The sequence below is a fragment of the Streptomyces sp. NPDC087270 genome (assembly GCF_044744625.1).
In the GTDB taxonomy this organism is placed as follows: domain Bacteria; phylum Actinomycetota; class Actinomycetes; order Streptomycetales; family Streptomycetaceae; genus Actinacidiphila.
In genome coordinates, this window is the sequence record NZ_JBIUYR010000012.1 from 90,485 (window position 1) to 101,760 (window position 11,276).

The 11,276-nt window shown below is 71.2% G+C and carries 9 protein-coding genes; 1 reads left to right on the plus strand and 8 read right to left on the minus strand.

Going from position 1 to position 11,276, the window contains the following annotated elements; all coding sequences use genetic code 11:
* Positions 1–97: 97 nt before the first annotated feature.
* From ACIPAE_RS23935 to ACIPAE_RS23970, 8 genes are all read right to left on the minus strand, one after another.
* A complete protein-coding gene (locus ACIPAE_RS23935; protein WP_402447733.1) occupies positions 98–1,312 on the minus strand; it encodes an acyl-CoA dehydrogenase family protein in 1,215 nt (404 codons plus the stop codon).
* A 1-nt stretch (position 1,313) separates the two neighbouring features.
* On the minus strand, positions 1,314–1,874 hold the full coding sequence (locus ACIPAE_RS23940; RefSeq protein ID WP_366410476.1) for a MaoC family dehydratase: 561 nt from the start codon (positions 1,872–1,874) through the stop codon (positions 1,314–1,316).
* Positions 1,875–1,876: 2 nt separating this feature from the next.
* Positions 1,877–3,880, minus strand: coding sequence for a protein meaA (locus ACIPAE_RS23945; protein WP_402447952.1), 2,004 nt, complete (start codon positions 3,878–3,880; stop codon positions 1,877–1,879).
* Between the two features lie 161 nt (positions 3,881–4,041).
* Complete coding sequence (gene ccrA, locus ACIPAE_RS23950) at positions 4,042–5,394, minus strand: crotonyl-CoA carboxylase/reductase (protein ID WP_329363517.1); 1,353 nt, start codon at positions 5,392–5,394, stop codon at positions 4,042–4,044.
* 365 nt (positions 5,395–5,759) lie between these two features.
* On the minus strand, positions 5,760–6,548 hold the full coding sequence (locus ACIPAE_RS23955; RefSeq protein ID WP_328471013.1) for a TetR family transcriptional regulator: 789 nt from the start codon (positions 6,546–6,548) through the stop codon (positions 5,760–5,762).
* Between the two features lie 96 nt (positions 6,549–6,644).
* A complete protein-coding gene (locus tag ACIPAE_RS23960; RefSeq protein ID WP_402447736.1) occupies positions 6,645–8,516 on the minus strand; it encodes a 3-hydroxyacyl-CoA dehydrogenase family protein in 1,872 nt (623 codons plus the stop codon).
* Positions 8,517–8,920: 404 nt separating this feature from the next.
* Positions 8,921–9,451: a GNAT family N-acetyltransferase gene (locus tag ACIPAE_RS23965; RefSeq protein ID WP_329363514.1), complete on the minus strand. Its 531-nt coding sequence runs from the start codon at positions 9,449–9,451 to the stop codon at positions 8,921–8,923.
* A 19-nt stretch (positions 9,452–9,470) separates the two neighbouring features.
* Positions 9,471–10,583 carry an Rv2578c family radical SAM protein gene (locus tag ACIPAE_RS23970; RefSeq protein ID WP_402447738.1) on the minus strand — a complete coding sequence of 371 codons (1,113 nt, stop codon included), beginning with the start codon at positions 10,581–10,583 and terminating at the stop codon, positions 9,471–9,473.
* A 168-nt stretch (positions 10,584–10,751) separates the two neighbouring features.
* Here ACIPAE_RS23970 and ACIPAE_RS23975 point away from each other — a divergent pair, with 168 nt between their 5' ends.
* Positions 10,752–11,195 (plus strand): SRPBCC family protein, encoded by a 444-nt coding sequence (locus ACIPAE_RS23975; RefSeq protein ID WP_366410460.1) that lies wholly within the window; start codon positions 10,752–10,754, stop codon positions 11,193–11,195.
* The last annotated feature ends 81 nt before the right edge of the window (positions 11,196–11,276 follow it).

The following is an 11,276-nucleotide window of genomic DNA, read 5'->3' on the forward strand; positions in this document are numbered from 1 at the left end:
CGGCAAGCTGATGGGCGAGTCGATGGCTGGTTCCCGCGACCCCGGTCTTCACGCAGTGTGACCCTGATCTCAGGAAAACCACCGCGAACGCGGACATTCAGCCTTGGACACGGTACTCCTCCAACAGCCGCCGTCCGATGATCATTTTCTGGATCTCAGCGGTCCCTTCGCCGATCAGCAGCATGGGCGCCTCGCGGTACAGCCGCTCGATCTCGTATTCCTTGGAGAAGCCGTAACCGCCGTGGATGCGGAAGGCGTCCTCCACGACCTCTTTGCAGTACTCGGAGGCGAGGTATTTGGCCATGCCCGCCTCCAGGTCGTTCCGCTCGCCGGAGTCCTTCTTGCGGGCGGCGTTCACCATCAGCTGGTGGGCGGCCTCGACCTTGGTGGCCATCTCGGCCAGCTTGAACTGGATCGCCTGGTGCTCGGCGATCGGCTTTCCGAAGGTGTGCCGCTGCTGCGCATAGGAAATGCCCAGCTCAAAGGCCCGGCGGGCGACTCCGCAGCCGCGCGCGGCGACATTCACCCGGCCCACCTCGACGCCGTCCATCATCTGGTAGAAGCCGCGGCCGCTGTCCCCGCCGAGTACGCGGTCGGCCGGGACGCGGACGTCCTCCAGGATCAGCTCGGTGGTGTCGACGCCCTTGTAGCCCATCTTCTCGATCTTCCCGGGCACGGTGAGCCCGGAGACCTTCGGGTTCGGGCCGAAGCCGGGTTCCTTCTCGATCAGGAAGGTGGTCATCGACCGGTGCGCCGGCGCGTCCTGCGGCTGGCCCTCGTCGGTGCGGCACAGCACGGCCACGAGGTTCGCCGAGCCGCCGTTGGTGAGCCACATCTTCTGCCCGTTGATGACGTACGCGTCGCCCTCGCGGACCGCCTTGGTGCGGATCGCGGACACGTCGGAGCCGAGCCCCGGCTCCGACATCGAGAACGCTCCGCGTACGTCGCCGGTCGCCATCTTCGGCAGGAAGTAGTCCTTCTGCTCCTGCGTGCCGTGCTGCTGGATCATGTAGGCGACGATGAAATGCGTGTTGATGATGCCGGACACGCTCATCCAGCCGCGGGCGATCTCCTCCACGGTGAGCGCGTACGTCAGCAGCGACTCGCCGAGCCCGCCGTACTCCTCGGGGATCATCAGGCCGAAGATGCCGAGGTCCTTCAGGCCCGCGACGATCTCGGTCGGGTACTCGTCGCGGTGCTCCAGCTCGGTCGCGACGGGCAGGATCTCCTTGGCCACGAAGGAGCGCACGGTGGCGAGGATCTCCTGCTGGACGTCGGTCAGGCCATCGGTCTGCGCGAGGCGCTCGGCCATGTCACTTCCCTCCCCGGGAGTCGGTGCCGGTCGTGGTGGCGGTCGTGGTGCCGGGCGTGGCGGCTGCGGGTTCGGGGCGGCCGGGCTGCTCGCCGCCGCGCTCCTTGACGTACGAAGCGGTCGGCACCATCACCTTGCGGCGGAAGACGCAGACCAGGGTGCCGTCCTGCTTGTAGCCGCGGGTCTCCACCTCGACGATGCCGCGGTCGTCCTTCGACTTCGACGGCCGCTTGTCGAGCACGGTGGTCTCGCCGTAGATCGTGTCGCCGTGGAAGGTCGGCGCCACGTGCCGCAGCGACGCGACCTCCAGGTTGGCGATCGCCTTCCCCGACACGTCGGGCACGGACATGCCCAGCAGCAGCGAGTAGACGTAGTTGCCGACCACCACGTTGCGGCCGAAGTCCGTGGTGTGCTCCGCGTAGTTCGCGTCCATGTGGAGCGGGTGGTGGTTCATGGTGAGCAGGCAGAAGAGGTGGTCGTCGTACTCGGTGACCGTCTTGCCGGGCCAGTGCTTGTAGATCGCACCGATCTCGAACTCCTCGTAGGTGCGCCCGAACTGCACAGTCATACCTCCAGCTTGTTCGCTCGCCGGATCTCGTCCACGATCCGGCCGATGATCACGGTGATACCGAAGTCCTTCGGCGTGAAGACGGCCGCCACACCGGCCGCGCGCAGTTCCTCCGCGTCCGCGGCCGGGATGATGCCGCCGACCACCACCGGCACGTCGTCCACCCCGGCCCGCCGCAACCGCGCGAGCACGTCCGGCACCAGCGCCGCGTGCGACCCGGACAGGATCGACAGACCCACGCAGTGCACGTCCTCGGCGACCGCCGCGGAGACGATCTGCTCGGGGGTCAGCCTGATCCCCTGGTAGACCACCTCGAAGCCGGCGTCGCGAGCGCGTACCGCGATCTGCTCGGCGCCGTTGGAGTGCCCGTCCAGGCCCGGCTTGCCGACCAGCAGCCGCAGCCGCCCGTCGCCCAGCTCCGCCGCGGTCCGCGCCACCTTCCGCCGCACGTCGGCCAGTTCGCTGCCGGCGTCGGCGGTGACCGCGACCGGCGCGCCGCTCACCCCGGTCGGCGCGCGGAACTCGCCGAACACGTCGCGCAGCGCCGACGACCACTCGCCGGTGGTCACCCCGGCCCGCGCGCACTCCAAGGTGGCGGACATCAGGTTCTCGGCGCCGGCGGCGGCGGCCCGCAGCTCGGCGAGCGCCTTGTCGGCCCGCGGCTGGTCGCGGGCGATCCGCCAGTCGTGCAGCGCCGCCACCACGCGGGCCTCGCCGGCCGGGTCCACCGTCATGATCGCCCGGTCCAGGTCCGCGGTGAGCGGGTTGGGCTCCGTGGACTCGTAGACGTTGACGCCGACGATCTTCTCCTCGCCGGACTCGATCCTGGCCCGCCGCTCGGCGTGCGCGGCCACCAGTTCCGACTTGAGGTAGCCGGACTCCACCGCGTCCATCACCCCGCCCAGTTCGGCGATGTGCGCCATCTCCGCGCCGGCCTGCTCGACCAGTTCGGCGACCTTCGCCTCGATCACATGGCTGCCGGCGAAGATGTCGTCGTACTCCAGCAGGTCGCTCTCGTGCGCCAGCACCTGCTGGATACGCAGGCTCCACTGCTGGTCCCAGGGCCGGGGCAGGCCCAACGCCTCGTTCCACGCCGGGAGTTGGACCGCGCGGGCGCGGGCGTCCTTCGACAGCGTGACGGCCAGCATCTCCAGCACTATCCGCTGGACGTTGTTCTCCGGCTGCGCCTCGGTCAGGCCCAGCGAGTTGACCTGCACGCCGTAGCGGAACCTGCGCTGCTTCGGGTCCTGGACGCCGTACCGCTCGCGGGTGACGGTGTCCCAGATCCGGCCGAAGGCGCGCATCTTGCACATCTCCTCGACGAACCGCACGCCCGCGTTGACGAAGAAGGAGATCCGCGCGACCACGTCGCCGTGCCGCTCCCGCGGGATCTGCCCGGAGGCGAACACCGCGTCCAGCACGGCGATCGCGGTGGACATCGCGTACGCGATCTCCTGGACCGGGGTGGCCCCGGCCTCCTGGAGGTGGTAGCTGCAGATGTTGATCGGGTTCCACTTCGGGATGTGGTTGACCGCGTACGTGATCATGTCCGTGGTCAGCCGCAGCGAGGGGCCGGGCGGGAAGACGTGGGTGCCGCGGGACAGGTACTCCTTGACGATGTCGTTCTGCGTGGTGCCCTGCAGCGTGGTGATGTCGGCGCCCTGCTCCTCGGCGACCACCTGGAGGAGCGCGAGCATCCACATCGCGGTGGCGTTGATCGTCATCGAGGTGTTCATGCGCTCCAGCGGGATGTCCTGGAACAGCCGCCGCATGTCGCCCAGATGGGAGACCGGCACCCCCACCCGGCCCACCTCGCCGAGCGCCAGCACGTGGTCGGGGTCGTAGCCGGTCTGGGTCGGCAGGTCGAACGCCACCGACAGCCCGGTCTGCCCCTTCTCCAGGTTCCGCCGGTACAGCGCGTTGGACGCCTCGGCGGTCGAGTGCCCGGCGTACGTCCGCATCAACCACGGCCGGTCCCGCCTTTTTCTGTGCTCGCTCACCTCCGGCGGCTTCGACCCGGTGTCGACGTTCCTCGCTCCCGCGCTCGTGCCTCGCTTGTCGCTCGTCTCTTTCGACACCGGCGCCGCCTTTGGCTCGCTCGCCGGGGGCGCCGTCCTCACAGGGTTGCCCTGCGGGTGCTGGTCGTCCGTCATGGGTGCCCTCACGCGTTCCGGAACAGGTTGATGGCAGGCAGGTGGCGCTCGCGCAGTTCGGGGTCGGTGACGCCCAGGCCCTCGCGCGGGGAGAGCGCGAGAACGCCGACCTTGCCCTGGTGCAGGTTGCGGTGCACGTCGTAGGCGGCCTGGCCGGTCTCCTCCAGGCTGTAGGTGCGCGACAGGGTGGGGTGGATCTTGCCCTTGGCGACCAGGCGGTTGGCCTCCCACGCCTCACGGTAGTTGGCGAAGTGCGAGCCGACGATGCGCTTGAGGCTCATCCACAGGTAGCGGTTGTCGTACTCGTGCGTGTAGCCGCTGGTGGAGGCGCAGGTGACGATGGTGCCGCCCTTGCGGGTGACGTAGACCGACGCGCCGAACGTCTCGCGGCCGGGGTGCTCGAAGACGATGTCCACGTCCTCGCCGCCGGTCAACTCCCGGATGCGGGCGCCGAATCGTTTCCACTCGCGCGGGTCCTGGTGGTGCTCGTCCTTCCAGAACCGGTACCCCTCGGCCGAGCGGTCGATGATCGCGTCGGCCCCCATCCGCCGGCAGATCTCCGCCTTCTGCGGGCTGCTCACCACGCAGACCGGGTTGGCGCCGCCGGCCAGCGCGAACTGCGTGGCGTACGACCCGAGTCCGCCGCTCGCGCCCCAGATCAGCACGTTGTCGCCCTGCTTCATGTCGGCGCCGTTGCGGGAGACCAGCTGCCGGTAGGCGGTGGAGTTGACCAGCCCGGGCGCGGCGGCCTCCTCCCAGGTGAGGTGCGCGGGCTTGGGCATCAGCTGGTTCGACTTGACCAGCGCGATCTCCGCCAGCCCGCCGAAGTTGGTCTCGAAGCCCCAGATCCGCTGCTCCGGGTCGAGCATCGTGTCGTTGTGCCCGTCGGCGGACTCCAACTCCACGCTCAGGCAGTGCGCCACCACCCGGTCGCCGGGGTGCCACTTGTTGACGCCCGGCCCGGTGCGCAGCACCACGCCCGACAGGTCGGAGCCGATCACGTGGTACGGCAGGTCGTGCCGCTCGGCCAGCGGCGACAGGCGGCCGTAGCGCTCCAGGAAGGCGAAGGTGGGGACCGGCTCGAAGATCGAGGTCCACACCGAGTTGTAGTTGACCGAGCTGGCCATGACCGCGACCAGGGCCTCGCCCGGGCCGAGTTCGGGCACCGGCACCTCGTCCAGGTGCAGCGAGGTGCGCGGGTCCTTGTCGCGGGACTCCAGACCGGCGAACATCTCCGCCTCGTCCTTGTGCACGGTGACGGCGCGGTACGACGCCGGCAGCGGCAGGGCCGCGAAGTCGGCGGCGGTGGCGTCCGGTGCCTGGATCGCGTCCAGGACTTCCTTCGTGGAACTCGTCGTCATGTGACTCGCCTCCGGCGAAGCGTTCTGCGCGTTCGCACGCTCTGCGGCAACGCTCGTTCAGGGAACGCGGTGTCGATGGGATGGAGGTGCCGTCGTCGGTTCGGCGAACAGATGAGATTCCCGGCCGGGCCTGGGGGACAGTGCCCGGACTACGGATACGGTATGGCACTGCGTGCCAGTCGTAAAGACACTGCGTGCCACTAATTTCTCTCAAGTGTCACCCCGGCGGTACAGACGAGCAACGTGAACGCCACCCGCCGCATCCGCCGGCACCCGGCATGCGAACGGCCGCCCGGATGGCGCCGGGCGGCCGTGTCAGCGGTCGATGTGCGAAGGGGAAGCGGGGGGAACGGGGCGGACGGGCGCTACGCCTTGCGCAGCGCCTCCTCGATGCTGCGCAGGATCTCCGCGGGGGAGGCGTCCGTACGGGCCACCGCGACCACCACCTCGCCCTGCCGCGAGACGGCCGTGGCGCTGCCGGTGCCGGCCCGGGACGGTATCCGCCCCGCCCCGATGCCGGTGCCGAACGTCGCCTTGATCACGTCGAAGGCGTGGTCGAGCTGCGCCTCCACGTCGCCCTTGCCGTCCGCCCGCAGCCAGCGCCGCAGCACGTGGTTGTGGGCGGCGACCACCGCGGAGGCGGCGACCTCGGCGAGCAGCGGGTCGTCGTCGCCGTCGCGGTGCGCGCCCTCGTCGAAGTGGCCCAGCAGGTAGCGGGTGAACAGCCGCTCGTAGCGGGCCACCGAGGCGATCTCCCGCTCCCGCAGGGTGGGCACCTCGCGGGTGAGCCGGTAGCGCTCGACCGACACCTCGGGCACGTTCGCGTACATCCGCAGCACCTCGGTGATGCCCCGGCAGACCGTGTCCAGCGGGTGTTCGTGCGGGTCGGCGGAGTCCAGCACCGCCTGCACCCGGACCAGGGTGTCGTCGTGGTCCGGGAAGATCGCCTCCTCCTTCGACCGGAAGTGCCGGAAGAAGGTGCGCCGGGCCACCCCGGCGCTCGCGGCGATCTCGTCGACGGTCGTGGCCTCGTACCCCTGCGTCGCGAACAGCCGCATGGCCGCCGACGCGAGGTCCTGCCGTACCCGGTGGCGCTGAGCGGCCGCACGGCGCCCGCTGGCGGTGTCGGTGGCGGACTTCACAGGCTGCGGCATGCGGGGAACGTAACACGAGCGGCAGCCGATGATCGACGGCGAGCCCTCCGGCCGCCGAGCCGTCGTCCGTGGCCATCGAGCCGAGGGGCGCGCCGCTCAGCGGGCGTACTCACGGAAGCCGCGGCCGGTTTTGCGGCCGAGGCAGCCCGCTGAGACCAGGTGTTCCAGGAGCGGGGCGGGGGCCAGGCCCGGGTCGCGGAACTCGTCGTGCAGGACCTGCTCGATCGCCAGCGAGACGTCCAGGCCGACCACGTCGAGGAGTTCGAACGGGCCCATCGGGTAGCCGCCGCCCAGCTTCATCGCGGCGTCGATCGCGTCGACGGTCGCGTAGTGGTCCTGGACCATCTTCACCGCGTTGTTCAGGTACGGGAAGAGCAGGGCGTTGACGATGAAGCCGGCCCGGTCGCCGCAGTCCACCGGGTGCTTGCGCAGCGCGCCGCTCACCTCGTGCGCGGTCGCCACCACGTCGTCCGAGGTCAGCACGGTCCGCACCACCTCGACCAGCTTCATCGCCGGCGCCGGGTTGAAGAAGTGCAGGCCGACCACGTCCTGCGGGCGCCCGGTGGCCCGCGCGATCGCCACCACCGGCAGCGAGGACGTGGTGGTCGCCAGCACCGCGCCCGGCCGGCAGACCTTGTCGAACACCCGGAACAGCTCCTGCTTCACGTACAGGTCCTCCGCGACCGCCTCGACCACCAGGTCGGCGTCCGCGAAGGCGTCGTACGACCCGGCCGGCGTCACCCGCGCCACCGCCGCGTCGCGCTGCTCCGCGGTGAGCCGCCCCTTGGCCACCGAACGGTCCAGGGAGGCCGTCAGCCGGGCCAGCGCCCGCGCCGCCTTCTCCGGCGTCCTGGCCGCCAGCGCCACCTCGAACCCGGCCTTCGCGAAGACCTCCGCGATGCCGGTGGCCATGGTGCCGGAGCCGGCCACGCCGACCGTGTGGACCGTACGGCCCCGCGCGCCCCCGCCGCGCTTGCGGGGCGTCTCGGCGTCCGGCACGACCGCGCCCGAGCCGGGGGATTCGTAGCTGTAGAAGCCGCGCCCCGACTTGCGGCCCAGCAATCCCGCCGCCGTGAGCTGTCGCAGCACCGGCGCGGGTGCGTGCAGCCGGTCCCTGCTCGCCTCGTACATCGCCTCCAGCACGGTGGTGGCGGTGTCCACGCCGATCAGGTCGAGCAGCGCCAGCGGGCCCATCGGCAGCCCGCAGCCGAGCCTCATCGCCGCGTCGATGTCCTCCCGGGTGGCGTACCGCGCCTCGTACATCGCCGCCGCCTGGTTCAGGTACCCGAAGAGCAGGCCGTCCGCGATGAAGCCCGCGCGGTCGCCGACCGGCACCGGCTCCTTGCCCAGGCTGCGCACCAGCGCGGTCACTGTGCGGGTCGCCTCGGGCGCCGTCAGCACCGTGGAGACCACCTCGACCAGCTTCATCGCCTGCGCGGGAGCGAAGAAGTGCAGGCCGAGCACGCGGTCGGGCCGCCCGGTCTCCGCCGCCAGCCGGGTCACCGACAGCGCGTTGGTGCCGGTGGCGAGGATCGCCTCCGGCTTGGCGATACGGTCCAGCGCGGTGAACACCTCGCGCTTGACGTCGTACCGCTCGGAGACGACCTCGATCACCAGGTCGGCCGCGGCGACCGCCCGCAGTTCGGGGAAGGTGCGGAAGCGTGCGAGCACGTCGTCCCGCTCGGCCGGGGTCAGCCGGCCGCGCTCGACCTGGCGGGCGGTGCGGGCCTCCAGGGCGGTGACGGCCCGGTGGGCGGCGGCGTCGTCGATGTCGACGCCGACTACCTCGTGGCCGGCGCAGGCCAGCACTTCGGCGATGCCGGTGCCCATGGTGCCCAGGCCGACCACGGCCACCACGGAGGGGAGGAGCGGCGGTTCGGTCGCGGACCGGGTGGACCGGGCGGACTCGGCGGCCGAGTCGGTCGGCGTGTTCGATGCGGTCGCGGAAGAAGTGGAGGGACGGTCCATCGCGTGACTCCAGGAGTGGCAAGAGCCGCGCCGCGCAGCGCGCGGGCGCACGGCAGAGGGATGAGTGGAGTCGCGGGCCTGACCGCAGAAGCGGTGCGTGTGCGCGCCCGCGCGAGCCGGCGGACCCTGTCCCGGGGCCACGCCGCACAGTGCCGAACCGACAACGGCATCCGCCGAGCGGTCGGTTCACCGGCCGCCTGGCGTGTCCTCCGAGGGTAACTCGCGGGTAACTTGGCCGCCAGTCCTTTGCACAGGTGATTTCGGTGCGTGACAGATGAGCGGCCGTGGGCGACCCGCCCGGGCAAGCCACGGCAAGGAGGCAAGCCGCGGCAAGGAGGCGGGGCGCGACCGGCCTTACGGGCCGCGGCGAACCGTAGGGCGCGCTGCGCCGGTTCGGGCTCGCCCTACGGCAGCGAGCGGGTGTAGCGCGTCTCCTCGACCGGGACGCCGTCGTACAGCTCGGTCATGGTCGCGCCGTCGGGTGAGAAGCCGGCGGCGGCGTAGAAGCGGCGGGCCCGCACGTTGTCGGTGAGGACCCACAACGCCAGCCGGGTGCGGCCGAGTTCGGCCGAGCGGCGGACCACCTCCGCGGTGAGCGCGCGGCCGGCGCCGGTGCCGATCCGGTCCGGTCGTACGTACAGCGCGTACAACTCCCCGGTCGTCGCGCCGGTGTCCTCGCCCCGGTACGGCCCGAAGGCGGCCCAGCCGATCACGGGCGCGGTGCCGTCGGCGGCGGCCTCCTCGGCCACCAGGTTGTGCACCCGCCCCGCCGAGCGTACGAACCACTCCCGTCGCCGCGCCGCGTCGTCGGCCGGGTCCATCGCGTCGAGGTGGCTCTGCGGCACCATCCCGGCGTACGCGTGCTGCCAGCCGCGGACCCGGATCGCCGACACGGCCGGCACGTCCGGCTCGGTCATCGTCCTGATCCGCACCATGCCCCGCATTCTAGGCAGTTCACAACAGGGTGAGCTGGGTGTTCTCCGGACCCGGACCCGGACCCGACCCCGGCTCCCCCTCCGGCTCCCGCCCCGGCCCCGACCCCGCGCCGGGTGCTCCGGCGGCGCCCTCCACCGTCTCCTCGGCGTCCTCCCCGGGCGCCGGCCGCCCGCGCATCGCCCCGAGCCGGGCCGGGCCGCAGCCGAACTCCGCCGCGAACTCGTGCACCTGCCGGGTGATCCGCCGCTGGTACCACTTCGGCGCGTACGAACCGCCCGCGTAGAGCGCTTCGTACCGCCGCACCAGGTGGGGGTGGTGCTGCCGGAGCCACGCGGTGTACCACTCCCGCGCGCCCGGCCGCAGATGCAGCACCAGGGGCGTCACGGAGGTGGCGCCGGCCGCGGCGATCGCCCGGACCGTCGCGCGCAACTGCGCGGGGGAGTCGCTGAGGAAGGGCAGCACCGGCGCCATCAGCACCCCCACGGGTATGCCGTTCTCGCTCAGGGTGCGGCAGACCGCCAGCCGCGTCTCGGGGGAAGGCGTGCCCGGTTCCACGCTGCGCCACAACTCCCCGTCCAGGAAGCCGATCGACAGTGCTATGGACACATCGGTGACGCTCGCGGCCTGCCGCACCAGTTCGAGGTCGCGCAGGATCAGCGAGCCCTTGGTGAGGATCGAGAACGGGTTCGCCCGGTCGCGCAGCGCGGTGAGGATGCCGGGCATCAGCTGGTAGCGGCCCTCGGCCCGCTGGTAGCAGTCCACGTTGGTGCCCATGGCGATGTGCTCGCCCTGCCAGCGCGGCGCGGCCAGTTCGCGGCGCAGCAGCTCCGGCGCGTTGACCTTCACCACGATCTGCGAGTCGAAGCCGAGTCCGGTGTCCAGGTCGAGGTAGCTGTGCGTCTTGCGGGCGAAGCAGTAGACGCAGGCGTGCGAGCAGCCGCGGTAGGGGTTGAGCGTCCACTCGAACCTCATCCGCGAGGTGCCGGGCACCCGGTTGAGGATCGAGCGGGCCCGCACCTCGTGGAAGGTGATGCCGCGGAATCCAGGGGTGTCGAAGGTCCGCGTCGTCACCGCCGAGGTCCCGAAGAGCGCACCCGCGGAGTCCTCGGCGTTCAGCCCGTCCCAGCGCATCGTGCCCTCCTTCCGTCGTCCGGCCCCCACGGGCGGTCCGATGGCCGCCCGCTACCCACAATAGAACACAGATTCGATAAGCGAGTGTGGTTGGCTGGTGTGTCGCGTGAGGAAGTGCGCGCACCAAGCACCCCGATGCCCGCAGGGGCATGGACCCGAGGAGAAGTCATGGCGCTGGTCGAGGCCACCACGGAGCGGATCGTCGCGGCGGAGCCGGAGCGGGTGTTCGCCGCCCTGGCCGACTACGCCGGCACCCGCGGCCGGGTCCTGCCCGGTCAGTACAGCGAGTACGAGGTCCGAGAGGGCGGCGAGGGCGCCGGCACCGTCGTGCACTGGAAGCTCCAGGCGACCAGCAAGCGCGTGCGCGAGTGCCTCTTCGACGTCACCGCGCCCGCCGCCGGGCAGCTCGTCGAGACCGACCGCAACTCCTCGATGGTGACCACTTGGACCGTCACCCCGGCCGGCGAGGGCCGCAGCAAGGTGGTCAACGCGACCGCCTGGCAGGGCGCCACGGGCGTCGGCGGCTTCTTCGAGCGGACGTTCGCCCCCAAGGGCCTCAACGCCATCCACGACGAGGTGCTCGCCAAGCTCGCCGCCGAGGTGGAGCAGTAACTCCCCCGATACTCGCCCGGTTTCGCGAGCATTCACCAGTAAGGGTGGTTTTGCCAACTTCCTGAGACTCGCCGGGTCCGT

Excerpts from the sequence above, each read along its gene's own strand:
- ACIPAE_RS23935 (WP_402447733.1), bottom strand. The coding sequence starts at position 1,312 with ATGGCCGAGCGCCTCGCGCAGACCGATGGCCTGACCGACGTCCAGCAG.
- ccrA (WP_329363517.1), bottom strand. The coding sequence starts at position 5,394 with ATGACGACGAGTTCCACGAAGGAAGTCCTGGACGCGATCCAGGCACCG.
- ACIPAE_RS23955 (WP_328471013.1), bottom strand. The coding sequence starts at position 6,548 with ATGCCGCAGCCTGTGAAGTCCGCCACCGACACCGCCAGCGGGCGCCGT.
- ACIPAE_RS23960 (WP_402447736.1), bottom strand. The coding sequence starts at position 8,516 with ATGGACCGTCCCTCCACTTCTTCCGCGACCGCATCGAACACGCCGACC.
- ACIPAE_RS23965 (WP_329363514.1), bottom strand. The coding sequence starts at position 9,451 with ATGGTGCGGATCAGGACGATGACCGAGCCGGACGTGCCGGCCGTGTCG.
- ACIPAE_RS23970 (WP_402447738.1), bottom strand. The coding sequence starts at position 10,583 with ATGCGCTGGGACGGGCTGAACGCCGAGGACTCCGCGGGTGCGCTCTTC.
- ACIPAE_RS23975 (WP_366410460.1), top strand. The coding sequence starts at position 10,752 with ATGGCGCTGGTCGAGGCCACCACGGAGCGGATCGTCGCGGCGGAGCCG.